Source organism: Mesorhizobium muleiense (assembly GCF_900099905.1).
Classification (GTDB): domain Bacteria; phylum Pseudomonadota; class Alphaproteobacteria; order Rhizobiales; family Rhizobiaceae; genus Mesorhizobium; species Mesorhizobium muleiense.
In genome coordinates this window covers 38,604-63,042 of record NZ_FNEE01000028.1, presented here as the reverse complement: position 1 = coordinate 63,042, position 24,439 = coordinate 38,604, and the positions used below count along the sequence as shown (strand labels likewise).

Below are 24,439 nucleotides of genomic sequence, written 5' to 3'. Positions count from 1 at the left end.
CGGCGGTGGTGGCTGCCTGATCTGGCCCAACAAACAGCTTCGCAAATGCTCGTTGCCGCGCCTGAAACCGCCGGATATGGTGAGGCCGAACTGGATAAAAATCACCAGGACGACCGGTTCAGGGTCACCGTTCGATTTGGCAGGTGAATGCCAAAACCCTGAGCCGGGAACTCAGGTCAACAAAACAGGGAACAGTTAAAAATGATGATGGAAAAGTTTGCCCTACGCTCCCGCGTCCTGCTTGCCGGCGCAGCCATGTCCGCGCTGCTTCTGGCCGGTGCGCCTGCCCTTGCGGTCACGCCGGCCGACACGCTGGTCGAGGGGTTTGCCATCGACGACATCATCTCGATGGATCCGGGCGAGGCGTTCGAGCTGTCGACCGCCGAGGTCACCGGCAACACCTACGACCTGCTTGTCCGCCTCGACTTGAGCGACACCTCCAAGGTCAAGGGCGATCTCGCCGAAAGCTGGACTGTCTCCGACGACGGATTGACCTACACTTTCAAGCTCAAGCCCGGCCTGAAATTTGCCTCGGGCAATCCGATCACCGCGGCTGATGTCGCCTATTCGTTCGAGCGCGCCATCAAGCTCGACAAGAGCCCGGCCTTCATCATCGGCCAGTTCGGCATCAATGGCGACAACGTCACCGAGAAGGCCAAGGCCGTCGATGATACGACGTTCCAGTTCACCGTCGACAAGGCTTATGCGCCGAGCTTCGTCCTGAACTGTCTGTCGGCAACGGTCGCGTCGGTCGTCGACAGCAAGCTGGTCAAGGAGCATGCCGCCGCGGTGACGCCCAGCGATGACTACAAATACGACAACGACTTCGGCAACGCCTGGCTGAAGACCGGCTATGCCGGCTCCGGCGCCTTCAAGCTGCGCGAATGGCGGGCCAACGAGGTCGTCGTCATGGAGCGCAACGACAATTACCACGGCGAAAAGGCGAAGCTTGCCCGCGTCATCTATCGCAACATGAAGGAAAGCTCGGGCCAGCGCCTGGCGCTGGAGGCCGGCGACATCGACGTTGCCCGCAATCTCGAGCCGAACGACCTCGACGCCATCGCCAAGAACGCCGATCTCACCACCACCAGCGCGCCGAAGGGCACGGTCTTCTACATCAGCCTCAATCAGAAGAACCCGAACCTCGCCAAGCCGGAGGTTCGCCAGGCCTTCAAATATCTCGTCGACTATGATGCCTTGAGCTCGACCATCCTCAAGGGCATCGGCGAGATCCACCAGACCTTCCTGCCAAAAGGCGTGCTTGGCGAGCTGGACGAAAATCCGTTCAAATTCGACCTCGCCAAGGCCAAGGAACTGCTCGCCAAGGCCGGCTTGGCAGACGGCTTCAGCGTCACCATGGACGTACGCAACACCCAGCCGGTGACCGGCATGGCGGAATCGTTCCAGCAGACGCTCGGCCAAGCCGGCGTCAAGCTGGAGATCATTCCCGGCGACGGCAAACAGACGCTGACCAAATACCGCGCCCGCAACCACGATATCTATATCGGCCAGTGGGGCCAGGATTATTTCGATCCGAACTCCAACGCCCAGACCTTCGCCAGCAACCCCGACAATTCGGATGAAGGCAAGACCAAGACGCTGGCCTGGCGCAACGCCTGGGATATTCCGGACTTGACCAAGCAGACGGAAGCGGCCCTGCTCGAGAAGGATCCGGCCAAGCGCGCCGCAATGTACCAGGATCTGCAGAGGAAGATTCTCGAAACCAGTCCTTTCATCATCGTTCACCAGCAGCTGGAAGTGGCCGGCCTGCGCAAGAACCTCAAGGGTTTTGCGCTCGGCCCGAGCTTCGACACCAATTTCGTCAGCCAGATCTCCAAGGAGTGACGCCGGCGGACGCGCCGCATGAGTACTGTTGAAAGCGAAGCGACGGCAGGGCGCGGCAGCGCCCGTGCTGTCGCTGTCGCCTCGTCGATCGCCCGTTTCCTGGTCATCGCGATAACCACCTATCTCGGTCTTCTCGCGGTGACCTTCTTCATCGGCCGGGTCATCCCGATCGACCCGGTGCTGGCGGTGCTCGGCGACCGGGCGCCGGCCAATGTCGTCGAGCGGACGCGCCGCGAGATGGGGCTCGACCTGCCGCTGATCGAGCAGTTCTACATCTATGTGAAGAATGCCCTGAACGGCAATTTCGGCACCTCGGTGCTGACCACCAATCCTGTCATGACCGACATCCGCCGCGCCTTTCCGGCGACGATCGAGCTGGCGACGCTGGGAACGCTGATCGGTGCTTTGCTTGGTGTGCCGCTCGGCGTGCTGGCCGCGGTCCGGCGCGGCAGCATCATCGATCAGATTGTCCGCATCATCGGACTGGTCGGCTACTCCGTGCCGATCTTCTGGCTGGGACTGCTGGCGCTCGTGCTGTTCTACGCCAGGCTGCAATGGGTGGCTTTTCCCGGCCGCCTCGACATCGTCTACGAATACACCTTCACCCCGATCACCGGCTTTTATCTCCTGGATGCGCTGTGGCAGCGGCAGTGGGATGTGTTTCGCGATGCCTTCCGCCACATCATCCTGCCGGCCTCGCTGCTTGGCTATTTCTCGCTCGCCTACATCAGCCGCATGACCCGATCGTTCATGCTGAACGAGCTTGCCCAGGAATATATCGTCGCGGCGCGCGCCAAGGGCCTGTCGGAAACACGCATCATCTGGGGCCACGCGCTGCGCAACGCCGCCGTGCCGATGGTCACCGTGATCGCGCTCTCCTATGCCGGTCTGCTCGAAGGCTCGGTGCTCACCGAGACCGTGTTTTCCTGGCCGGGCATCGGCCTCTACATCACCAATTCCCTGCAGAACGCCGACATGAACGCCGTGCTCGGCGGCACCATCATCATCGGCTCGGTGTTCATCGGCATCAATCTCCTGTCCGACCTGCTCTACCGGGTGCTCGACCCAAGGACCAAGGTACGATGAGCAGAGGTATCGCACTTTCGGGCTTGGCTGCGGCCAATCACCCCCACTCCGGCCCTTCGGGCCACCTCTCCCCCTGCCCGGGGGAGAGGAAAAGCTGGTCGCACGCGTCGCGCCTTTCCTCTCCCCCGTCGAACGGGGGAGAGGTGGTCTGCGAAGCAGACCGGAGTGGGGGTCGACAGCTTCAAGAGGTATCGCCATGACCGCCTCCCACGCCGGCCCCCTCTCCCGCCGCGACTGGCTGCTCAGCGAGCGGCCGGCGTCGCGCATGCAGGCCAGGCTCGGCCGCGCCTATGTCGCGTGGCGGCGCTTTTCAGCCAACCGGCTGGCGTTTCTCGGCCTGCTCATCATCATCGCTTTGCTGGTGGTCGCCGCCTTTGCCAATGTGCTGGCGCCCTATTCGCCGACATTCGGCGACCTCAAGGGCTCGCGGCTGCTGGCGCCAAGTGCTGCGCACTGGTTCGGCACCGACGACCTCGGCCGCGACATCCTTTCGCGCGTCATCTTCGGCTCGCGATGGACGCTTTACGTCGTCATTCTCGTCGCAGTCATCGCCGCTCCTATCGGCCTGCTGGTCGGCACCGTCGCCGGTTATGCCGGCGGCTGGATCGATGCGATCCTGATGCGTATCACCGACATCTTTCTCGCCTTTCCGAAGCTGATCCTGGCGCTGGCCTTCGTCGCCGCACTCGGCCCCGGCATCGAGAATGCGGTGCTCGCTATCGCCGTCACCTCATGGCCGCCCTACGCCCGTATCGCGCGTGCCGAAACGCTCACCGTGCGCAATTCGGATTACATCAAGGCGGTGCAATTGATGGGCGCCTCGCCGTTCCGCATCGTGCTGCGCCACATCATGCCGCTCTGCATCTCGTCGCTGATCGTCCGGGTGACGCTCGACATGGCCGGCATCATCCTGACCGCCGCCGGTCTCGGCTTCCTCGGCCTCGGCGCGCAACCGCCGCTGCCGGAATGGGGCGCGATGATCGCGTCGGGCCGCCGCTTCGTGCTCGACCAATGGTGGGTGGCCGGTGCACCGGGCTTTGCCATCCTCTTCGTCAGCCTCGGCTTCAACCTGCTCGGCGACGGCCTGCGCGACGCGCTCGACCCCCGCAGTGGTGACCAATGAGCACGCTTCTCGAGGTCGACGATCTGCGCGTCACCTTCCCGACGCGCACCGGCCGGATCGAGGCGGTGCGCGGCGTCTCCTTCTCGCTCGGCCGCGAACGGCTCGGCATCGTCGGCGAGAGCGGTTCCGGCAAGTCGCAGACCGGCCGCGCCATCATGGGCCTGACCCCGCCGCAGGCCGAGGTCACGGCCAGCAAGCTTGCCTTCGACGGCACCGACCTGCTCGCGGCCTCGCCCCGCGACCGCCGGGCGATGCGCGGCAAGCGCATCGCGATGATCCTCCAGGATCCAAAATACTCGCTCGACCCGGTGATGAGCATCGGCCGCCAGATTGTCGAGACGCTGCGTACGCATGAGAAGGTCGGCAAGGCGGAAGCCCGCGACCGCGCGCTCGCCATGCTGGAGGCGGTGCAGATCCGCGAACCCGCCCGTGTCTTCGACCTGCATCCGCACGAGGTGTCGGGCGGCATGGGCCAGCGCGCCATGATCGCCATGATGCTGATTGCCGGGCCGGAGATGATGATCGCCGACGAGCCGACCTCGGCGCTCGACGTCACCGTTCAGCTCGACGTGCTCGGCATCCTCGACAGGCTGGTCAGCGAGCGCGGCATGGGCCTGATCTTCATCTCGCACGATCTGCGCCTGGTCTCGTCCTTCTGCGATCGGGTGATCGTCATGTATGCCGGCAAGGTGGTCGAGCAGCTCAAGGCGTCGGAGCTCGGCCGCGCCCAGCATCCCTATACGCGCGGCCTGCTCAACTGCATGCCCAAGATCGGCGCCGACCGCCACCCGCTGCCGGTGCTCGACCGCAAGCCGGAGTGGGCGGCATGACGGCAGCACTTTCCGCCGACAGGCTGGAGGTGGTCTTCGACCGCTTTCGCGCGCTGAAGGGTGTCAGCCTCGAGGTGCAATCCGGCGAATCCTTCGGCCTGGTCGGCGAATCCGGCTCCGGCAAATCGACGCTGTTGCGCGCGATTGCCGGCCTCGCGCCGGCCGCTTCGGGCAGCATCACCGTCAACGGGAAAAAACTCGGCAAGCGCCGCGACAAGGCCTTCTATCGCGAGGTGCAGATGGTCTTCCAGGACCCCTACGGCTCGCTGCATCCGCGCCAGACCGTCGACCGCCTGCTGCAGGAGCCGCTCGCCATCCACGGCTTTGCCGATGGCGAGAAGCGCATCCAGCGGGCGCTCGACGAGGTCGGGCTCGGCACTGGCTTCCGCTTCCGCTATTCGCATCAATTGTCGGGTGGCCAGCGCCAGCGGGTGGCGATTGCGCGGGCGCTGATCCTCGAACCGGCGATCCTGCTGCTCGACGAGCCGACCTCGGCGCTCGACGCTTCCGTGCAGGCGGAGGTGCTCAACCTGTTGGAAGACATCCGGCGGCGGCGCAAGCTGACCTTCCTGATGGTCAGCCACGACCTCGCCATCATCACCCATATGTGCGAGCGGCTGATGGTGATGCAGAACGGCGAGGCGGTCGAGCATCTCACCGCTGATGACCTCGTCGAGCGCCGCGTCAGCAAGGATTATACGCGCAATTTGCTCAGGGCGAGCGACGGGTTTGTCAGGGCTTAGAGTATCTTTTTATTCCATATGTCGCATTCCTTCGCGCCCCCCTCTGGCCTGCCGGCCATCTCCCCCACAAGGAGGGAGATCGGCAGCTTCATCGACGGCGCTCCTCCTGCAGCGTTCGCGATTGGCGAAACCATCAATGACAGCCAATCTCCCCACTTGTGGGGGAGATGGCCGGCAGGCCAGAGGGGGGCGCGAAGGAACACGACGCCAAAGGCGGCAGGCCCAATTGCCTGGCGGCGGTCCCGGCAGGCCCAATCGCCTGCCACCGGTGCCAACTTGAGGAAAACATGAAATAAGGCCAGAACAATTCCCGGCAATCATCCAAACGAGAACGGGCGTCGGCCCGGTGAGGGAACATCATGAAGAACTCTGCCATTTCCGAACGCAAGAACCAGTCGATCTCGCGCGGCGTCGGCATGACCACGCAGATTTATGCCGACCGCGCCGAGAACTCGGAAATCTGGGATGTCGAAGGCCGGCGCTACATCGATTTCTCGTCCGGCATCGCCGTCGTCAACACCGGCCACCGCCATCCCAGGGTGATCGAGGCGGTCAAGGCGCAGCTCGACCGCTTCACCCATACCTGCCACCAGGTGGTGCCCTATGAGAGCTATGTCAGGCTGGCCGAACGGCTGAACGGCTTGCTGCCGGGCAAATTCGACAAGAAGACGATTTTCGTCACCACCGGTGCCGAAGCGGTGGAGAACGCCATCAAGATCGCCCGCAACGCAACCGGCCGTCCGGCGGTCATTGCCTTTGCCGGCGGCTTCCATGGCCGCACCTTCATGGGCATGGCGCTGACCGGCAAGGTTGTGCCCTACAAGGTCGGCTTCGGCGCCATGCCGGCCGATGTTTTCCACGCGCCGTTCCCGGTGGCGCTGCATGGGATCACGGTCGCCGATTCGCTGGCCGCGCTCGACCGGCTGTTCAAGGCCGATGTCGATCCGGCCCGCGTCGCCGCCATCATCGTCGAGCCGGTGCAGGGCGAGGGCGGATTTTACGAGGCGCCGCGCGACTTCATGACGGCGCTGCGCAAGATCTGCGACCAGCACGGCATGCTGTTGATCGCCGACGAGGTGCAGACCGGTTTTGCCCGTACCGGAAAGATGTTCGCCATGGATCATCACGAGGTGGCGCCCGACATCACCACCATGGCCAAGAGCCTTGCCGGCGGCTTCCCGCTGTCGGCGGTCACCGGCCGCGCCGAGATCATGGATGCGCCCAGCCCCGGCGGGCTCGGCGGCACCTATGGCGGCAGCCCGATCGGCGTTGCCGCGGCGCATGCCGTGCTCGACGTGATCGAAGAGGAAAAGCTCTGCGACCGCGCCAACACGCTGGGCAACCGGCTGAAGCAGCGGCTGCAATCGATCCGCGACGACACGCCGGAGATCGTCGATATCAGAGGCCCGGGCTTCATGAACGCTGTCGAGTTCAACGATGTGAAGAAGCCTGCCGTCGGCCGAGATCGCCAATGCGGTCCGGCTGAAGGCGCTCGACAAGGGCCTGATCCTGCTCACCTGCGGCGTCTACGGCAACGTCATCCGCTTTCTCGCGCCAATCACCATCCAGGACGGCGTCATGAACGAAGCGCTCGACATCCTGGAAAGCTCGATCCGCGAGGTCCGCGCCGCCTGAGCGGATCTTTCCGGGCGTTGGCGCTGCCCCTCACCCTTACCCTCTCCCCGTGAAAAACGGGGAGAGGGGCGCCAGCGTTGCGATCAGCCCTTCTCCCCGTCCTTCACGGGGAGAAGGGCCCGGCAGGGCGATGAGGGGCAGCGCCGAGATCGACAATTGGCGGGCGGCTCCCTACTCCGCGGCGCGGACGGGCTCTACCTGCTGGAAAGCGGCGAGCGCCGCCTTCAATCCGTCCGGTCCTGTCGCGACCGTCTGCGGCGTCGGCGAAAAGCCGGCGCCGAGCATCTTGCGGCCAAGCATGTGGTCGCCAGGCCGGTTGACCGATTCGATGCCGAGCAGACGATTCCCAGCATAGTGGTAGATGGAGAACCGGTTCTCGTTGACGTCGCCCAGCACGACATGGCTGTCGCCGCCCGAAATCAGGCCGACCATCTGCAGCTTGATGTCACCGATATCGGACCAGAACCACGGCACCGCCGCAAAGGCGTCCGCATGGCCGACAACGGTGCGTGCTGCAAGACGCGCCTGGTCGGTCGCATTCTGCACCGATTCCAGCCGCACATCGCCGCCGGTGAGCCAGTGCCGGTAGGAAGCGGCATCGCCAATGGCGAGGATTTCGGGCACCGACGTGCGCATCTGCTGGTCGACGCGGATGCCGTTGGCGATAATGATGCCGGCGGCTTGCGCCAGTTCGACATTCGGCACGACGCCGATGCCGATGATGACCATCTGGGCCGGCAGCCGATCGCCGGATGCGGTGATTGCCGCCGAGACATGGCCGTTCTCGGCTTCGAGCCGTGCAATCGTGGTGCCGGTGAGAATGCGCACGCCGGTCGCTTCCAGCCGCTGCCGCACGTGGCGCGCGATGATCGGCGCCACCGCCCGGCCGAGCAGCCGGTCGACCGCCTCGACCACGATGACCTTGCGGCCGGCCGCTGTGAGCGTCGCGGCGATCTCCAGCCCGATGAAGCCGCCGCCGAGGATGACGACATCCTCGCTCTGCGCGCTCAATTCGCGGATCAGGCGCGCGTCGGCGAGCGAGCGCAGCGACACCACGCCCGAAAAATCCGAACCCGGCAGCGACAGCATGCGCGGCCGCGAACCGGTCGCCAGGATCAGCCGGTCGAACGGCAGTGTGCCGCCATCCGATAGCTCCAGCCTGCGGCCGCCGGCATCGATGCGATCGATGCGGACGCCCGGCCGGTAGTTGATCGCGCTGCCGGTATAAAAAGCCTCGCCGCGCAGCGGCTGCGGTCTGGCCTCCTGATCCTTGATGAAGGTCTTCGACAGCGGCGGCTTGTGGTAGGGCAGTTCGTCCTCATCGCTGATGAGGATCACGGGTTCGTCGTAGCCGTCCTCGCGCAGGCTGGCGGCCGCTTGCACGCCCGCATGACCCGCACCGACAATGACCACACCGTTTTTCATCGCAGCCCCAATTCCTCATCTCTCCTAGGCGTTATCCAAGTCTAGGACGTCTCGCCAAGTGGCGATTGTCTGACGCCGCCGCAAGACCACCCTTGCGGGTCGCACCCGGAATGGCGGTCTGTCAATCGTTCGTTCGACGGCGGCGCGGCAAATACGGCTAAAGTTGATACTTGCAGTTTAGAATAATTCTAAACTGTTGTTTCAATTGGCTTTTCTCTCTGAAATTGGTTGACTTCCGGCACCTTCATCGCTTTATGGAAGCGTGCGCGTCAAGCGCATCCCTTTGATGTCTGGGCCTTGAACCCTTTCGATTGGAGGCATTTCGATGTCTTTCTTCCGCAAACCGCGCTATGCCGCGGCCTGTATCTCGCTCAATGGCATGGACCTGCCTTGGCGCCGATTGCCTGCCGACGCGCCTTTGGCGCCGGCATTTCACTGAATTCCCGAGGGAGAAGACAATCATGAGAGCGATGATCACGGCGCGATATGGCAGCAGGCTTGCAGCGATCGGCGCCACGGTGGCCTTGACGGCGGCGATATTCGTGCTGCCGGCCAAGGCGGAAACCGATGCCAAGGCGGTCATCAAGACCTATTCCGATATTGCGCTCGCCAAATATGAGGATTCGCTGACCGCGGCGCAGGCGCTCGACAAGGCCGTCGACGCGCTGCTCGCCAAGCCTTCGGTGGAAACGCTGATTGCCGCCCGCGAGGCCTGGAAAGCGTCGCGCGTTCCCTATCAGCAGACCGAAGTCTATCGCTTCGGCAACGCCATCGTCGACGACTGGGAAGGCAAGGTGAACGCCTGGCCGCTGGACGAAGGCCTGATCGATTATGTCGCCGAGAACTACGGCACCGAGTCGGACGCGAATGCGCTGTATACCGCCAATGTGATCGCCAACAAGTCGATCGAGATCGACGGCAAGAAGATCGACGCCACCAATCTTACTCCCGAGTTCCTCTCCGGCACGCTGCAGGAGGCCGGCGGCATCGAGGCCAATGTGGCGACCGGTTATCACGCCATCGAATTCCTGCTGTGGGGCCAGGACCTGCACGGCACCGGCCCGGGCGCTGGCGAACGGCCCTATACCGACTACGACCTCGCCAACTGCACCGGCGGCAATTGCGATCGTCGCGCGCAGTACCTGAAGTCGGCGAGCGAGCTTCTGGTTTCCGATCTGCAGGACATGGTCGACGACTGGAAGGAAGGCGGCGCCGCCCGCAAGAACCTTGCAGATGGCGAGCCGAAAGCCGGCGTCTCGACCATCCTCACCGGCATGGGCTCGCTGTCCTATGGCGAACTCGCCGGCGAGCGCATGAAGCTCGGCCTGCTGCTGCACGACCCGGAAGAGGAGCATGACTGCTTCTCCGACAACACCTACGATTCCCATCTCTACGATGCCGTCGGCATTCGCGCCGCCTATAAGGGCAGCTACACCCGCCTCGACGGCACCGTCGTCGAAGGACCGTCGGTATCCGACATGGTCAAGGAGGCCGATCCGGCGGTCGACAAGGAATTGTCGGACAAGCTAGATGGCACCGTCGCCAAGATGGAAGCCATCAAGGCGCGGGCGCTTGGCGGCGAGGCCTATGACCAGCAGATCGGCGAAGGCAATACGCAAGGCAACGCCACCGTGCAGGCAGCGATCGACGCGCTGGTCGATCAGACCAAGTCGATCGAACGCGCCGTCGGCACCCTGAAACTCAATGCCATCGCCTTCGAGGGCTCGGACAGCCTCGATGCGCCGGACAAGGTGTTTCAGTAAGGCGTCGATGCCCGGAGCCCGAACCGAAAGCCCAGGCTCCACTAAGAAAATAAGCCACATGGCGCCGAGCACGCGCCGTCAGCCACACAGAGCAAATAATGCTGATCTGCCATTGCAACATCATCACCGAGAAGGAGATTGAGCAGACGATCGTCGGGCTGCTGGATCAGGACCCTTGGCAGCTTATCGTGCCGGCGAAGATCTATCATGCCATGCAGAAGCGTGGTCGCTGTTGCGGCTGCTTCCCAAATGTGGTCGAAACGATCATTCGGGTAACCGAAAATTACCACGCCCGCTCGGAGGCGAGCGGCGTGGATGTCGTTTCACACCTGGATCGCGTCAGAGGCCTGCGCGTCCAATACGGGAGCAGAACCCATGAAAGGCGAACAACAGATCATAGAGCGGCTTAACGAGGCTCTGTTTCTGGAACTTGGAGCAGTCAATCAGTACTGGGTGCATTTCCGCCTGCTGGAAGACTGGGGATACGCCAAGCTGGCAAAGAAGGAACGCGCGGAATCGATCGAGGAGATGCACCATGCCGACCGGCTCGTGGCCCGCATCATCTTCCTTGAAGGCCATCCGAACCTGCAGTCGGTAGCGCCGCTGCGCATCGGACAGAATGTCAAGGAAGTGCTCGAATCGGATCTTGCCGGCGAGTATGACGCGCGCACTGCCTACAAACGGTCGCGCGAGATTTGTGACGAAGCAGGTGACTATGTGACGATGAAGCTGTTCGAGGATTTGTTGTCCGACGAGGAAGGTCACATCGACTTCCTCGAGACGCAACTCGACCTGCTCGCCTCGATCGGCGAGGAAAAATACGGCCAGCTCAACGCCGCATCGGCCGACGAGGCGGATTAGGGACATGCCGGAATGCGGCGCCGCTTAGACTACTTGCGCCGCTTGCGGCGGGCCGAGGATTGCGGCCTGTCGTCCCAGCACAACCTGCGATACAGCTGGCTTCGTGGGCTTTCGCCTGCCGTAGTGGTCGCGCTGACCGCCACGGCGCTGGCCGGCGCGCCCGAACCGGCGGGTCTCGCCACCGGCCGTGCCGATCTGACGCCGAAGGATCTGGCGCGCGTCATTGCCATCACCAGGCCGACCAGGGATTTCTCCAAGCCCGAGCAGTTCGAGCCGATGCAGGGTGGCGCCGGCACGTCGCGGAAAGGCGCCAACAAGGACGCTTTCTCGCAATCTTCCGCCAATATCACTTTCGAGGAACAAGGCACCTTCAAGCTCGGCAATGCTCTTTTCCGCAAGAACTGGGTGTCATCGCCCTCGTCGACGCAGGCATCGGACGGGCTTGGTCCGCTGTTCAACGAGCGGGCGTGCCAGAATTGCCATCTGAAGGACGGTCGCGGTCATCCGCCGCAAGCCGACAGCGGCACCACCTCGATGTTCCTGCGGCTGGCGCGGCAGGCGAGCACCGAAGAGGAGAAAGCAGCGCTCGCCGCCGGCAAGGTGCTCAACTTCCCTGATCCGGTCTACGGCTCGCAATTGCAGGAACTGGCCGTTCCGGGCCTTCGCGGCGAAGGCAGGATGCGTGTCGTCTATCAGGAGCAAAAAGTCACCCTGCCGGACGGCACCGTGGTTTGGCTGCGCAAGCCGAGTTATTCGGTCGATGATCTTGCCAACGGGCCGCTCGATCCGCACACCACGCTTTCGCCGCGCTTGACGCCGCCGATGATCGGCCTCGGCCTGGTCGAGCAAATCGCGCCGGCCGACATTCTCGCCAGTGCCGATCCGGACGATCGCAACAGTGACGGCATCTCCGGAAAGCCCAATATTGTGCGCGACGGCCACAGCGGCGAGCCGACGCTCGGCCGCTTTGGCTGGAAGGCGCAGACCCCTTCGATTCGCCAGCAAGCGGCGGACGCGTTCGCCGGCGACATCGGCATTTCGACGCCGGAAGTGCCGAACCACTGGGGCGATTGCACCGCGGCCGAAAAGAACTGCCTTGCCATGGCCAACGGCGTCCAGGAGCGCCTTGGCCCAGTCGAGGCGCCGCCGCCGGTGATGGACCTGGTCACCTTCTATTCGCAAAACCTCGCCGTGCCGGCGCGGCGCGATCTCGACAAGCCCGATGTGCTGGCCGGCAAGAAGCTGTTCTACGACATGGGCTGCATTGCCTGCCATACGCCGAAATTCGTCACCCGCCGCGGCACGCCCAACAAGGCGCAGGCCTTCCAGCTGATCTGGCCCTATTCCGATTTTCTGCTGCACGACATGGGGCCGGGCCTCGCCGACGGGCAAGCGGTGGGCGATGCCAGCGGGAGCGAATGGCGCACGCCGCCGCTGTGGGGCATCGGTCTTACCCAGACCGTCAACGGCAACACCTTCTTCCTGCACGACGGGCGGGCGCGCACCCTGACCGAGGCGATCCTGTGGCATGGCGGCGAGGGGCAGAAGGCGCGCGACCGCTTTGCCGCCGCCGCCGCGCCCGATCGCGCCGCACTGGTCAAATTCCTGGAGTCTTTGTGATGTCGAAGCGTCTGGCGTTTGTTCTGGTTCTCCCGCTGGTCCTCGCCGGCGCATTGCCGGCGTCCGCAGCGGTGAAGGCTTCCGACGTGATCCAGCGAGCGATCGACGGCTTTGTCCGCCCGGCCTATGCACGCCTGAAAGACCATGCCGACAGCCTGAGCAAGGCAGTGCGGACGCTGTGCGACGCGCCTTCGCAGGACCATCTCGATGCGGCGCGTGCCGAATTCTCCGGCACCGTGGATGCCTGGTCGGTCGTCGAGATCATCCGCATCGGACCGATCACGCAGAACAACCGGCTGGAACGCATGCTGTTTTGGCCGGACCGCAAGAGCATCGGCCTGAGGCAGGTGCAGGCGGCGTTGGCCAGTAAAGACCGGACCGCCGCCGATCCGGCCCATCTGGCGACAAAGAGCGTCGCCATGCAAGGGCTCGGCGCGCTGGAATTCGTGCTTTACGGCGATGGCGCCGAGCGGCTCGCCGGCAGGGACGATCCCTATCGCTGCGCTTACGGCGCGGCCGTCGCCGGCAACATCGAAACGATTGCCGCCGAGGTCAGCGACGCCTGGAACAAGCCCGACGGCTTTGCAGCACTTTGGGCCAATCCGGGGCCGCAGAACGCACTCTATCGCGACGGCACGGAAGCGGTGACCGAATTGGTCGGCGTCTTCATCAACGAACTGGAGATGGTCCGTGACGTGCGCCTGAAAGGTTTTCTGGGCAGTAGCCCGCAGGCCGACAAGCCGAAACAGGCGATCTACTGGCGTTCACAAAACACCGCGCGTTCGCTGACCGGAAATCTTTCGGGGATGGACGCTCTGTTCCAGGCTTCGCAGCTTGGCGACGCGCTGTCGCCCGATGCGCGCTGGATGGCGGAATCGATCCACATCCAGCTCGTCAACGGCGCCGCCGACGCCACCGCCATCAGAGGCCCGATCGACAAGGCGCTTGCCGATCCGGCGCTGCGCCAGAAGCTCGACCACTTCTCGCTGGTGACATCCAGCCTCTCGACCCTGATTGGCACCAGGCTAACCGCCGAATTCGGCCTGACCGCCGGGTTCTCGTCGCTCGACGGAGACTGATTCTGAAAACGTCGCTGATCGACCGCCGCGACTTCCTGAGGGCTGCCGGGGCAGGCTTTGTTGCGGCGATGGCGCCGCCGGCATGGGCGAAGACGCTTAGCACGGACGCCGTCTTCGCCACCGCTTTCGTCAAGCGCGACGGCAGCTATGGCGCGGCGATCCTGTCCGAGGCCGGCAAGGTGCTGCATGCCATCGACCTGCCCGCCCGCGGTCACGACGTCACCTTCGATCCGCTGTCGAAACGCTCGGTCGTCTTTGCCAGGCAGCCCGGCACTTTCGCGGTTGTGTTCGACCATACCGGCCGCGACGAGCCGCTGACCTTTGCCAGCATCAGTGGCCGGCATTTCTTCGGCCACGGCGTGTTTTCGACCGACGGTGCGCTGCTCTACGCCACCGAGAACGATTTCGACAATGCCGCCGGCGTGGTCGGCGTCTATGACACGCGTGCGAAATTCAAGCGCGTTGGCGAGTTCCCGACCTATGGCATGGGTCCGCACGAGCTGCTGCTGCTCGGCGATGGCAGGACGATTGCCGTCGCCAATGGCGGCATCGAGACGCATCCCGATTATGGCCGCGCCGAGCTCAACATCGCGACGATGAAGCCATCTTATGTGCTGGTCGACCGCTTTACCGGCGACCTTGTCGAAAAGCACGAATTGCCGCCGGCGCTGCACCAGCTTTCGATCCGGCATATGGATACCGACAAATCCGGCGCGGTCTGGTTCGGCTGCCAGTACAGGGGGCCGGGCGGCGATCGTCCGTTGCTGGTCGGCCGCGCCGCGCGCGGCAAGGATCTGCAACTGCTCGACATGCCGCAGGACGTGCTGTCCGGCTTCAGGAATTACATCGGCTCGGTCGCCGCCAACCCTGCTGCCGGTACCGTCGCAGTGTCCTCGCCGGAAGGCAACTCGCTTGCCATCATCGATGCGGCCAGCGGCCGGATCGTCGCCACCAGCGCACTGGCAGAGGTCTGCGGCGTGGCGCCCGACGGGACGAGCTTCATGGCGACGACCGGCACGGGGCAGATAGCCCAAGCCGGCGGCGCGACACGGTCCGAGCCGGACTATGTCTGGGACAATCACATGCTGCGCATCGACCAGGCCGCATAGTGCGGCACTGGTTCATTGACGGTTGTGGTCGCCGAGAGTTACCTCTTTTTGGGCGAGGTCGAAGCGAAGCCGCCAAACGATTTATGCATTATCCCCTTGCAGGGACGAGCCATGGCAGGCACAGGGAAATTGTCTTTCGAACCCCCTGTGCCCCAAGCGGGCGCTGCCAACCGGCCGTCTCATGAAGTTGCTTGCCATCGATTGTGCCGCCAATCTCTGCGCCGCCTGTGTCTACGACGCGGCGGCCGGGAAGGAACTCGGCCGCTCGGTGCTCGATCTCGGCAAGGGCCATGCCGAACATCTGATGGCAGTGATCGAAGAGGCGTTGACGATCGGCGGCACCGACTATGCCGGTCTTGGCGCCATCGCTGTCTCCACCGGCCCGGGCTCCTTCACCGGCCTGCGCGTCGGCGTCTCGGCGGCGCGGGGCCTGGCGCTGGCGCTGAAAATCCCGGCAATCGGGGTGACGACGCTGGAAGCGCTGGCGGCGCAGGCGAAAGAGACATTTCCCGGCCGCGCCGTGCTGGCCGCGCTCGACGCCGGCCGCGAGGAGATCGATGCAGCGCTTTACGACGAAGCATCCGTTTTGATTTACGGTCCCGCGGTGGCCACGCTTTCGCAAGCCGCCGCCATGGCGGTTGACGGGTTTCCGGTTCTGGCCGGCACCGCGGCCACGCAAATTGCTGCATCGGCCGGGCGCGCCTTCGACGTCGGCCCGACAAGCGCCACTACGGATATCGCAATCTATGCCCGGCTGGCCGCTGCCAAGGGTGAAGGCGAAAAGCCGAAACCGCTTTATCTGCGCGGAGCTGACGCCAAGCCGCAGGCCGGGTTTATCCTGTCCAGGAAGAGAGCCGGGAAGATAAACTGATGCGCATTCCTTTCCTCCAGCCGCGCCGCAGGGACTTTGCGCTCGAGCCGCTGACGGTCGCCGACAGTGCGGCCCTGTCGGTGCTGCATCGCGAGGATTTCGTCCGGCCGTGGAGTGATGACGAATTCGCCGCGCTGATCGAGCAGGACACGGTGTTCGGCTATGCCGCGCGCGAGACCGGCCAGGGTGCCAAGCCGCCGGTCGGTTTCGTGCTGGCGCGCCTGGCGGCCGGCGAAGGCGAGGTCCTGACTGTCGCGGTGGCGCGCTCCCATCGCCGCCAGGGCCTTGGCTGGCAACTGATGGATGCGGTGCTGCGCGAACTGCATGCGCAACGCGCCGAGGCGCTTTTCCTCGAGGTCGACGAGACCAACGTCGCCGCGATCGCGCTCTATCGGCGGCTGGGATTCCGCGAGGTCGGCAAACGTGCCAACTACTACAGATCGCCCGAGCACGGCCCGACCGGAGCGCTTGTCATGCGCCGCGATCTTCGCTAGCGCATCGGCCCGCAAATCGGAACCGATTCTCGGAAAGCACGATGCGCAGGTTGAGATGCGTAGATTAAAAAGCGCTAGAGCGTGCTTGGACGTCCAGTTGGACGCGTCGCTCCAGCCAGAACTCGGGACAGGGCCAAGAGCGAATGATCGGAAAAATCAGGATTTTCCTGGCGCTGGGCCTCGTTGTCGCAGGCTCGTTGATCCTCGTGCCGTTGCAGATCCTGTCGATGAAGACCGGCCTGTGGCGCGAGACGTTCATCCTGAAGATCTGGCACCGGCTCATCATTCGGGCGCTCGGCATGCGCATCCACGTCAAGGGGACCTTGTCCAATCAGCGCCCGTTACTGGTTGCGTCGAACCACGTTTCATGGACCGACATCATGGTGCTGGGGTCGATGGCCGACGTGACGTTCATCGCCAGGGCCGACATGGCCGGCTGGCCGTTGATCGGCATGTTGTCGAAGCTGCAGCGCACCGTTTTCATCGAGCGCGAGCGCAAACGTTCGTCGGGCGACCAGGCGAGCGAGATCGCCAGCCGCATGGCCAAGGGCGACGCCATGGTGCTGTTTGCCGAAGGTTCGACCAGCGACGGCAACATGATCTTGCCGTTCAAGAGCACGCTGTTCGGCGCCGCCTCGATGGCGATTTCGGAAGGGGCGGCCGAAACGGTCTTCATCCAGCCGGTGGCGATCGTCTATACGCGCCTGCACGGCGTGCCGCTCGGCCGCAGGCACCGGCCGATTGCCGCCTGGATCGGCGACGAGGATTTGATGCCCCATCTCAAGGTGCTGATGGCGGAGGGCGGGCTCGATGTAGAAGTGCATTTCGGCGAGCCGGTCGCCTTCTCCAAGGGCTCCAGGCGCAAGGAAACGGCCAGGCTGATGGAAAGTCAGGTGCGTGATATGGTGCAGGCGGCGCTCGCCGATCCGCGCCCGAGCCGGTAAGCCGGAAAAGCTCCAGCGCTTTGCGCGTCCAAAGGAGGCGCGGCGCTGTAAGGCAGAATCGTCTGTTTTTTGTCGGGGAAAGGCGTTAGAAGCCGCCAGATGGAATTGAACACGATCGAACGGGACGACATCGATACTGCGACCGAAACTGCGGTCGTGCCGCCTGCCGCGAGCCGGAAGGTCTTCGTCAAGACCTATGGCTGCCAGATGAACGTCTACGATTCGCAGCGCATGACCGACGCGCTGGCCGCCGACGGCTATACTGCGACGGATGCGATCGGCGAGGCCGATCTGGTGCTGCTCAACACCTGCCATATCCGCGAGAAAGCCGCCGAAAAGGTCTATTCCGAACTCGGCCGCATTCGTGAGATGAAGGCCGAACGGGCTCGGGCCGGCCGCGAGATGCTGGTCGGCGTCGCCGGCTGCGTGGCGCAGGCCGAGGGCTCCGAGATCATCCGCCGCTCGCCTTCTGTCGATCTGGTCATCGGCCCGCAGACCTATCATCGGCTGCCCGACGTGCTGGCACGGGTGCGCGGCGGCGAAAAGATCGTCGAGACGGACTACGCCATCGAAGACAAGTTCGAGCATCTGCCGCAGCCGAAGCGCGCCGAGATCATCAGGCGCGGCGTCACCGCGTTCCTGACGGTGCAGGAAGGCTGCGACAAGTTCTGCACCTTCTGCGTGGTGCCCTATACCAGAGGCTCGGAAGTGTCGCGGCCGGTGGCGCAGATCGTCGCCGAGGCCGAGCGGCTGGCGCAAGCCGGCGTGCGCGAGGTGACGCTGCTTGGACAGAACGTCAATGCCTGGCACGGCGAAGGCGAAGCCAAAGGGGGCAAGACCGAGGAATGGGGTCTTGGCCGCCTGCTGTTCCGGCTGGCCGAGATTCCCGGGCTGGCGCGGTTGCGCTACACCACCAGCCACCCGCGCGACATGGACGACGAATTGATCGCCGCTCACCGTGACTTGCCGGCGCTGATGCCCTATCTGCATTTGCCTGTGCAATCCGGCTCCGACCGCATCCTCAAGGCGATGAACCGCAGGCATACGGCAAAAGATTATTTGACGCTGCTCGACCGGATCCGCGCCGCACGGAGCGATATCGCCCTTTCGGGCGACTTCATTGTCGGCTTTCCCGGCGAGACGGATGCGGATTTCGAGGCGACGATGGACCTTGTCCGCCAGGTGAACTATGCCTCGGCCTTCTCGTTCAAATATTCGCCGCGCCCCGGCACGCCGGGCGCGGAAATGGCCGATCATGTGCCGGAAGCGGTCAAGGACGAGCGCCTGCAGCGACTGCAGGCGCTGTTGCTGACCCAGCAGCAGGAGTTCGGCGCCAGCCTGGTCGGCAGCACCATCGACACGCTGATCGAGAAGCCGGGCCGCCAGGCTGGCCAGAAGGTCGGCCGCTCACCGTGGCTGCAGCCGGTTATTGTTGATGAAAAGTCCGGCGAAATCGGTGAGATTATCCAGGTACGAATCACGAAGACGGGTTACAACAGCCTGTTCGCCGAATTGGCCTGAAGGTCTCGGCAGATGAGGAGAGACGGTTGAGCGCTGCGGAAGTGAAGAACCTGCCCCAGAATCTACCATCGGGGGCTTCGGATATGGCGCACATCGTTCTGACTTTCGACAACAACAAGCTTGCCAGCGCCCTTTATGGCCAGTTCGACGAGAATCTGGCCAGGCTCGAGCAGAAGCTTGGCGTCGATATCCGCTCGCGCGGTAACCAGCTGACCATCAAGGGCTCCGCCTCGGCCGCCGAGCAGGCGCGCCGCGCCCTGGATAATCTCTACGGCATTCTCCAGAAAGGCGCTGACATCGGCCAGTCGGACGTCGACGGCGCCGTGCGCATGGCGATCGCCGCCGACGACCAGCTGACGCTGCCGACGCTGGAGCGCAAGGGCAAGGTGTCAGCCGCCCAGATATCGACGCGCAAGAAGACGATCTATGCCCGCTCGCTCAACCAGGACGCCTATATGCGCGCGCTGGAGCGGTCCGAGCTCGTCTTCGGCATCGGCCCGGCTGGCACTGGAAAAACCTTCCTGGCGGTGGCGCATGCGGCGATGCTGCTCGAACGTGGCATGGTCGAGCGCATCGTGCTGTCGCGGCCTGCCGTCGAGGCCGGCGAGCGGCTCGGCTTCCTGCCCGGCGACATGAAGGAGAAGGTCGATCCCTATCTGCGGCCGCTCTATGACGCGCTTTACGAGATGATGCCGGCCGACAAGGTCGAGCGGGCGATTGCCGCCGAGGTGATCGAGATCGCGCCGCTGGCCTTCATGCGCGGCCGCACACTGGCGCACTCCGCCGTCATCCTCGACGAGGCGCAGAACACCACGCCGATGCAGATGAAGATGTTCCTGACCCGTCTCGGCGAGAATTCGCGCATGATCGTCACCGGCGATCCGACCCAGATCGACCTGCCGCAAAACACCAAATCCGGTCTGGTCGAGGCGCTCAGGATCCTCGACGGCGTCACCGGCATGGTGACGGTGCGCTTCAACGAAGGCGACGTCGTCAGGCATCCGCTGGTCGCCGAGATCGTCAAGGCCTACGACCGCGACGGCAAGCTGGCCCGGGGCCTGGGCGCCGAAGGCTGAAGATGCAGCCTTATGGCTGAGGACAAAAAATCTGTAGGCGGGGATCTTCCGGTCCCCGTCGACATCGATATAGCAGTCGAAGCGGGCGACTGGCCCGATGAGGCCGCGCTGACGCGGCTGGTCGATCGCGCCGTTGCCGCCGCGTTTGCCGAAACCGGCGCGGCCGGCCGTTCCGAGCTCAGCATCGTTTTTTCTGACGATGCCCACATCCGCAGTCTCAATGCGGGATGGCGCGGCAAGGACAAACCGACCAACGTCCTGTCTTTCCCGGCTTTTCCGCTCGCCAAGGGCCGTCCGCTGCCGCCCATGCTCGGCGACATTGTGCTGGCCGCCGAGACGGTCGCGCGGGAAGCCGCACTGGAAGACAAGCCTGTCGACAACCATATCACCCATCTCGTCATCCATGGCCTGCTGCATTTGCTGGGCTACGATCACGAGACCGACGCCGAGGCCGAAGAAATGGAAGCCGTCGAACGCGCAGCACTTGCAAGGCTTGCCATTCCCGATCCCTACGCGTAACTAAAAAGATCAAATGACCGGACGACGATGAACGACAAACCAGAGACTGCCGCCCACCCAGACGCCGGCAGTGCGACCAAGCCATCCGAACAGACGGAAGAGGACTCTAGTCCGAGTACCACGACCGGCAGCTTCGCCAGCGAGCCATCGCCTGCCGGTCCTTCCCTGTTCGATCGCGTGCTCGGCCTGTTCAGGCAGCGCAACGGCACCAGCCTGCGCGAGGAGATCGCCGACGCGCTTGCCGAAACGGCGAGCGATGCCGGCGCCTTTTCGCCCGGCGAACGGGCCATGCTCAACAACATTCTGCGCCTGCGCGAGGTTCGCGTCGAGGATGTCATGGTGCCGCGCGCCGACATCGAGGCGGTCGAGATCACGACGAACCTGGGCGATCTTCTGGGGCTGTTCGAGCAGTCCGGCCATTCCCGCATGCCGGTCTATTCGGAGACGCTCGACGACCCGCGTGGCATGGTCCACATCCGCGACGTGCTCGCTCACATCACCAAGCTGGCCCGCGTCAGAAAGAGCAGGACGACCAGGAAAGCCGCCCCTGCCACGCTTCTCGATCTCGCCAAGGTCGATCTCACGCGCACCATCGGCGACCTGACCCTGATCCGCCCGGTGCTTTTCGTGCCGCCGTCGATGCTCGCCTCCGATCTGATGGGGCGGATGCAGGCGATGCGCACCCAGATGGCGCTGGTCATCGACGAATATGGCGGCACCGATGGTCTGGTCTCGCTCGAGGATATCGTCGAGATGGTGGTCGGCGACATCGAGGACGAGCACGACGAGGACGAGCCGATGATCACCCAGACCGGCGAGGGCGTGTTCGTCGTGGACGGCAAGGCCGAGATCGACGATGTCGCCAAGATGATCGGCGAGGATTTTGCCGCCGGCGAGCATGGCGAATATGTCGACACGATCGGCGGCATGATCTTCAACACGCTTGGCCGGGTCCCCGCACGCGGCGAAGTGGTGCAGGCCATCCCCGGCTTCGAATTCCATGTGCTCGACGCCGATCCACGCCGCGTCAAGCGTGTGCGCATCGTGGAGACCCAGAAAAGCGAGCGCCGGCGGCGCGCCGTCCGCGCCGAGCAGGCGTGAAAGACGCCGCTCGCCAGATGACGGTCGACGATCCGTTCAAGCACTTGCGAACCAATTCGTACGGACGGCTCTGTCCTGAATACCAGCTTTATTTGAGCGTCGGATTTTCCCAAAAACCGGTTTCCACCTTTAGGGCCGACGCTCTATGAGAATATCTGATGTCGTGGAAACTCGATGAGACCGTGGAAACATCTGCGGGCACTGTGGCAGCGGGGCGATCTGGTAGCGGGCCTGCGCTCATGCTGGCGCACGGCCGGCCGTGGTCTTCGTTCTCATGGCATCGGATTATTCCAGATCTTGCAAGGCGGTATCGTGTCCACTGGTACGATATGCCCGGATACGGGCGATCGGACAAAGGCGCGGAGCAACGCACCTCACTCGACGTGCAAGGAGAAGTATTCGCCGAGATGCTCGCGCATTGGGACCTGGAGCAGCCCATCGTTGTTGCCCATGATTTCGGCGGAGCGACGACGCTACGGGCGCATTTGCTGCATGGCTGCGACTTCGAGCGGTATGTCCTGATGAATGTCGTCGCCATGCGCCCTTGGGGATCGGAGTTCTTCGATCATGTCGGTCGCCATGTGGATGCCTTTCTGGGCCTGCCGCCGCATATCCACAGAGCGGTCGTGGAAGCATATATCAAGGGGGCGATCGTAAATGACATCGCGCCCGGAGATTTCGAGAGGCTTGTCGAGCCGTGGCTTGCCGAAGAGGGACGCGGAAGCTTCTATCGGCAATTCGCGCAAGCCGACGAAAAATATACCGCCGAAGTCGAGCCGGCGTTCGGGGATATCAGGTGTCCGGTAAAGATAATTTGGGGCAAGGACGATCCATGGATCCCGCTGGAGCGAGGCAAAGCGCTTCATGCGCTGATCCCGCAGGCATCGTTCGAAACATTACCTGGCGTCGGTCACTTGCCTCAGCTCGAAGCCCCGGATCTCGTGCTGGAGCGGCTGAACGCTTTTCTATCGCGCGCATTATAGTGATACACCGGCACGAGCGGTCTGCGCGACAATTCACATGCGACACTTATCTTGCCGGCGTCGGTCGCCCCACCTATCCAGCAGACCTAATCCGGCACGCTGGCTGAAGTCGTGGCGTTTGGAGCGCGGACTGCGGCCTGATAAATCTTCTGCCGTGATTCGCACGACTCGGAAGCATCGATGAAGCGCCTGGCCGGCCGGATAATTCTGCTGTGGGGCTGGCGCCGCGCGCTTGTGGCGTTTCTTGCCGGTGCGCTGGCGGTTCTTGCCCAGGCGCCTTACGATTTCTTCGCCGTCTGTTTCGTTTCGTTTCCGCTGCTGGTCTGGCTCCTCGACGGCGCAACCGGCGAAGCCTCCGATGGCTGGTTCCGGCATTTGCGGCCGGCCTTCGCCGTCGGCTGGTGGTTCGGCTTCGGCTATTTTCTAGCCGGCCTATGGTGGATCGGCTCAGCACTTCTGGTCGAGGCCGACAGTTTCGCCTGGGCGCTTCCCTTCGCAGTGGTCGGAATTCCGCTGGCGCTCGCTTTTTTCTATGGCTTCGCGACAGCGGTTGCCCGGCTGCTGTGGAGCAACGACATCGGCCGCATCGCCGCCCTTGCCTTCGGCTTCGGCCTGGCGGAATGGCTGCGCGACTTTCTGTTCACCGGCTTTCCCTGGAATGCCGTCGGCTACGCGGCGATGCCGGTGCCCTTGCTTATGCAGAGCGTGTCGGTGACCGGCATGGTCGGCATCAACGCGCTGGCGGTCTTCGTCTTTGCCTTGCCGGCCCTGCTTGCGGCGCGCCGGCATATCCGCCTTGGGGGTGCACTGGCTGCCGTCCTCGTCGCGGCCCATGTCGGCTTCGGCTATGTCAGGCTTGCTGCCAAGGTCGAACCCGCAACCCGCGCAATCGACGTCCGCATCGTGCAGCCGGCCGTCGACCTCAGCGAAAAGTGGGACCCTTCAGTGCCCGACCGGATTTTCGCTACACTGATGGGGCTTTCGGCCAAGGCGCCAGAGACTGGTCATGCCAAGCCGCAATTGATCCTGTGGCCGGAAACCTCCGTGCCGTTTTTTTTCGCCGAACGTCCCGATGCGCTGACCGCGCTGGGAGAGATGCTTGGCGACGGCCAGACGCTGATCGCCGGCGTCGTCCGGGAGGAAGGCGGGTCGGCGGAAGATGCCGACAGGCGGTACTACAATTCGGTGGTGGCAATCGACGACAAGGGTCAAATCGCCGATGCAGTCGACAAGGTTCATCTGGTGCCCTTTGGCGAATATCTGCCTTTTGCCGACCTGCTTGGCCGTTTGGGGCTCAAACAACTCGTCGCCGGGCCGACAACCTACGCGGCGGGCAATGAGCGGCACCCGATCGCGTTGCCCGGCGGCATCCGCGTGCTTCCGTTCATTTGCTACGAAGTCATCTTTCCCGATCTGGTGGCGGTTGACGCAACGTCAGCTGAGCTTATTGTGAATGTCACGAACGACGCGTGGTTCGGTGACACGCCGGGTCCGTACCAGCATTTCAGGCAGGCGCAGATTCGTGCGGTGGAGAACGGGGTGCCATTGTTGCGTGCAGCCAATAACGGCATTTCCGCTGTCGTCGATCCGCGCGGACACATCCTCGACGCGCTGGCAATCGACGCCCGCGGAGCCATCGATGTCCACGTGCCGATTTCCAATCGAGCCATCGTTTCTTCCAGCCAAAGACGCATTAATGGACTGATGATCATGTTGCTGTTCGCTCTCGCCGCTTTCACAATGAATGTAAGGCAACGGCTACGGGCGAATTGACAGTCGACACATTAGAAACTCATACTGTAACCGCCTGA

General features: G+C 63.7%; 21 protein-coding genes and 1 pseudogene. 21 read left to right on the top strand and 1 reads right to left on the bottom strand.

Annotated elements, in window-relative coordinates; genetic code table 11:
- Positions 1–201 precede the first annotated feature (201 nt).
- The 6 genes and pseudogenes from BLT09_RS29665 to BLT09_RS29635 all read left to right on the top strand — a co-directional run bounded on the left by BLT09_RS29665 (position 202) and on the right by BLT09_RS29635 (position 7,262).
- Positions 202–1,845 (top strand): ABC transporter substrate-binding protein, encoded by a 1,644-nt coding sequence (locus BLT09_RS29665; RefSeq protein ID WP_091600026.1) that lies wholly within the window; start codon positions 202–204, stop codon positions 1,843–1,845.
- Positions 1,846–1,863: 18 nt separating this feature from the next.
- The gene (locus tag BLT09_RS29660) at positions 1,864–2,931 is read left to right on the top strand and encodes an ABC transporter permease (protein ID WP_023802089.1); all 1,068 of its coding nucleotides are present in this window, start codon (positions 1,864–1,866) and stop codon (positions 2,929–2,931) included.
- A 196-nt stretch (positions 2,932–3,127) separates the two neighbouring features.
- Positions 3,128–4,054: a nickel transporter permease gene (gene nikC / locus BLT09_RS29655; protein WP_091600024.1), complete on the top strand. Its 927-nt coding sequence runs from the start codon at positions 3,128–3,130 to the stop codon at positions 4,052–4,054.
- Complete coding sequence (locus BLT09_RS29650) at positions 4,051–4,884, top strand: ABC transporter ATP-binding protein (RefSeq protein WP_091600022.1); 834 nt, start codon at positions 4,051–4,053, stop codon at positions 4,882–4,884. The genes nikC and BLT09_RS29650 overlap by 4 nt, the downstream gene beginning before the upstream one ends.
- Complete coding sequence (locus tag BLT09_RS29645; RefSeq protein ID WP_091600056.1) at positions 4,881–5,627, top strand: ABC transporter ATP-binding protein; 747 nt, start codon at positions 4,881–4,883, stop codon at positions 5,625–5,627. The genes BLT09_RS29650 and BLT09_RS29645 overlap by 4 nt, the downstream gene beginning before the upstream one ends.
- A 359-nt stretch (positions 5,628–5,986) precedes the next feature.
- A pseudogene (locus BLT09_RS29635) lies at positions 5,987–7,262 on the top strand (4-aminobutyrate--2-oxoglutarate transaminase).
- Between the two features lie 171 nt (positions 7,263–7,433).
- Here the strand turns inward: BLT09_RS29635 and BLT09_RS29630 are convergent.
- Entirely contained in the window at positions 7,434–8,687 is a 1,254-nt protein-coding gene (locus BLT09_RS29630; protein WP_091600020.1) for an NAD(P)/FAD-dependent oxidoreductase, read from the bottom strand.
- Between the two features lie 470 nt (positions 8,688–9,157).
- On the opposite strand from BLT09_RS29630, the gene BLT09_RS29625 reads away from it, so the two are divergent.
- The 15 genes from BLT09_RS29625 (at position 9,158) to lnt (ending at position 24,401) form a co-directional block, all read left to right on the top strand.
- Complete coding sequence (locus tag BLT09_RS29625; RefSeq protein WP_208602558.1) at positions 9,158–10,450, top strand: imelysin family protein; 1,293 nt, start codon at positions 9,158–9,160, stop codon at positions 10,448–10,450.
- 98 nt (positions 10,451–10,548) lie between these two features.
- Entirely contained in the window at positions 10,549–10,860 is a 312-nt protein-coding gene (locus BLT09_RS29620) for a (2Fe-2S)-binding protein (RefSeq protein WP_023802096.1), read from the top strand.
- The gene (gene bfr, locus BLT09_RS29615; RefSeq protein ID WP_023802097.1) at positions 10,826–11,311 is read left to right on the top strand and encodes a bacterioferritin; all 486 of its coding nucleotides are present in this window, start codon (positions 10,826–10,828) and stop codon (positions 11,309–11,311) included. The genes BLT09_RS29620 and bfr overlap by 35 nt, the downstream gene beginning before the upstream one ends.
- A gap of 12 nt (positions 11,312–11,323) precedes the next feature.
- The gene (locus tag BLT09_RS29610; RefSeq protein WP_091600018.1) at positions 11,324–12,931 is read left to right on the top strand and encodes a di-heme oxidoreductase family protein; all 1,608 of its coding nucleotides are present in this window, start codon (positions 11,324–11,326) and stop codon (positions 12,929–12,931) included.
- Positions 12,931–14,010, top strand: coding sequence for an imelysin family protein (locus tag BLT09_RS29605; protein ID WP_091600016.1), 1,080 nt, complete (start codon positions 12,931–12,933; stop codon positions 14,008–14,010). The genes BLT09_RS29610 and BLT09_RS29605 overlap by 1 nt, the downstream gene beginning before the upstream one ends.
- A gap of 2 nt (positions 14,011–14,012) precedes the next feature.
- Positions 14,013–15,119 carry a DUF1513 domain-containing protein gene (locus tag BLT09_RS29600; RefSeq protein WP_091600013.1) on the top strand — a complete coding sequence of 369 codons (1,107 nt, stop codon included), beginning with the start codon at positions 14,013–14,015 and terminating at the stop codon, positions 15,117–15,119.
- Positions 15,120–15,300: 181 nt separating this feature from the next.
- The gene (tsaB, locus tag BLT09_RS29595; protein WP_091600011.1) at positions 15,301–15,990 is read left to right on the top strand and encodes a tRNA (adenosine(37)-N6)-threonylcarbamoyltransferase complex dimerization subunit type 1 TsaB; all 690 of its coding nucleotides are present in this window, start codon (positions 15,301–15,303) and stop codon (positions 15,988–15,990) included.
- Positions 15,990–16,484: a ribosomal protein S18-alanine N-acetyltransferase gene (gene rimI / locus BLT09_RS29590; RefSeq protein WP_023802102.1), complete on the top strand. Its 495-nt coding sequence runs from the start codon at positions 15,990–15,992 to the stop codon at positions 16,482–16,484. Before tsaB ends, rimI begins: the two co-directional genes overlap by 1 nt.
- Positions 16,485–16,627: 143 nt before the next feature.
- Complete coding sequence (gene olsA / locus BLT09_RS29585; RefSeq protein WP_023802103.1) at positions 16,628–17,428, top strand: lyso-ornithine lipid O-acyltransferase; 801 nt, start codon at positions 16,628–16,630, stop codon at positions 17,426–17,428.
- 99 nt (positions 17,429–17,527) lie between these two features.
- The gene (gene miaB / locus BLT09_RS29580; RefSeq protein ID WP_091600009.1) at positions 17,528–18,949 is read left to right on the top strand and encodes a tRNA (N6-isopentenyl adenosine(37)-C2)-methylthiotransferase MiaB; all 1,422 of its coding nucleotides are present in this window, start codon (positions 17,528–17,530) and stop codon (positions 18,947–18,949) included.
- Between the two features lie 83 nt (positions 18,950–19,032).
- Complete coding sequence (locus BLT09_RS29575; protein ID WP_287305617.1) at positions 19,033–20,025, top strand: PhoH family protein; 993 nt, start codon at positions 19,033–19,035, stop codon at positions 20,023–20,025.
- 12 nt (positions 20,026–20,037) lie between these two features.
- Positions 20,038–20,544, top strand: coding sequence for an rRNA maturation RNase YbeY (gene ybeY, locus BLT09_RS29570; protein WP_091600007.1), 507 nt, complete (start codon positions 20,038–20,040; stop codon positions 20,542–20,544).
- 27 nt (positions 20,545–20,571) lie between these two features.
- A complete protein-coding gene (locus tag BLT09_RS29565; RefSeq protein WP_023802107.1) occupies positions 20,572–21,645 on the top strand; it encodes a hemolysin family protein in 1,074 nt (357 codons plus the stop codon).
- A gap of 158 nt (positions 21,646–21,803) precedes the next feature.
- Entirely contained in the window at positions 21,804–22,628 is an 825-nt protein-coding gene (locus BLT09_RS29560; RefSeq protein ID WP_091600005.1) for an alpha/beta fold hydrolase, read from the top strand.
- 180 nt (positions 22,629–22,808) lie between these two features.
- Positions 22,809–24,401, top strand: a complete 1,593-nt coding sequence (gene lnt / locus BLT09_RS29555) for an apolipoprotein N-acyltransferase (RefSeq protein ID WP_091600003.1) — start codon at positions 22,809–22,811, stop codon at positions 24,399–24,401.
- Positions 24,402–24,439 lie beyond the last annotated feature (38 nt).

Bases quoted from the DNA above. Each gene is read 5' to 3' on its own strand.
- BLT09_RS29620 (WP_023802096.1), top strand. From the start codon at position 10,549: ATGCTGATCTGCCATTGCAACATCATCACCGAGAAGGAGATTGAGCAG.
- nikC (WP_091600024.1), top strand. From the start codon at position 3,128: ATGACCGCCTCCCACGCCGGCCCCCTCTCCCGCCGCGACTGGCTGCTC.
- ybeY (WP_091600007.1), top strand. From the start codon at position 20,038: ATGGCTGAGGACAAAAAATCTGTAGGCGGGGATCTTCCGGTCCCCGTC.
- BLT09_RS29665 (WP_091600026.1), top strand. From the start codon at position 202: ATGATGATGGAAAAGTTTGCCCTACGCTCCCGCGTCCTGCTTGCCGGC.
- BLT09_RS29575 (WP_287305617.1), top strand. From the start codon at position 19,033: ATGGCGCACATCGTTCTGACTTTCGACAACAACAAGCTTGCCAGCGCC.
- BLT09_RS29660 (WP_023802089.1), top strand. From the start codon at position 1,864: ATGAGTACTGTTGAAAGCGAAGCGACGGCAGGGCGCGGCAGCGCCCGT.
- BLT09_RS29565 (WP_023802107.1), top strand. From the start codon at position 20,572: ATGAACGACAAACCAGAGACTGCCGCCCACCCAGACGCCGGCAGTGCG.
- lnt (WP_091600003.1), top strand. From the start codon at position 22,809: ATGAAGCGCCTGGCCGGCCGGATAATTCTGCTGTGGGGCTGGCGCCGC.
- BLT09_RS29625 (WP_208602558.1), top strand. From the start codon at position 9,158: ATGATCACGGCGCGATATGGCAGCAGGCTTGCAGCGATCGGCGCCACG.
- BLT09_RS29630 (WP_091600020.1), bottom strand. From the start codon at position 8,687: ATGAAAAACGGTGTGGTCATTGTCGGTGCGGGTCATGCGGGCGTGCAA.
- miaB (WP_091600009.1), top strand. From the start codon at position 17,528: ATGGAATTGAACACGATCGAACGGGACGACATCGATACTGCGACCGAA.
- BLT09_RS29650 (WP_091600022.1), top strand. From the start codon at position 4,051: ATGAGCACGCTTCTCGAGGTCGACGATCTGCGCGTCACCTTCCCGACG.
- bfr (WP_023802097.1), top strand. From the start codon at position 10,826: ATGAAAGGCGAACAACAGATCATAGAGCGGCTTAACGAGGCTCTGTTT.
- rimI (WP_023802102.1), top strand. From the start codon at position 15,990: ATGCGCATTCCTTTCCTCCAGCCGCGCCGCAGGGACTTTGCGCTCGAG.
- tsaB (WP_091600011.1), top strand. From the start codon at position 15,301: ATGAAGTTGCTTGCCATCGATTGTGCCGCCAATCTCTGCGCCGCCTGT.
- BLT09_RS29560 (WP_091600005.1), top strand. From the start codon at position 21,804: ATGTCGTGGAAACTCGATGAGACCGTGGAAACATCTGCGGGCACTGTG.
- BLT09_RS29605 (WP_091600016.1), top strand. From the start codon at position 12,931: ATGTCGAAGCGTCTGGCGTTTGTTCTGGTTCTCCCGCTGGTCCTCGCC.
- BLT09_RS29610 (WP_091600018.1), top strand. From the start codon at position 11,324: ATGCGGCGCCGCTTAGACTACTTGCGCCGCTTGCGGCGGGCCGAGGAT.
- olsA (WP_023802103.1), top strand. From the start codon at position 16,628: ATGATCGGAAAAATCAGGATTTTCCTGGCGCTGGGCCTCGTTGTCGCA.
- BLT09_RS29645 (WP_091600056.1), top strand. From the start codon at position 4,881: ATGACGGCAGCACTTTCCGCCGACAGGCTGGAGGTGGTCTTCGACCGC.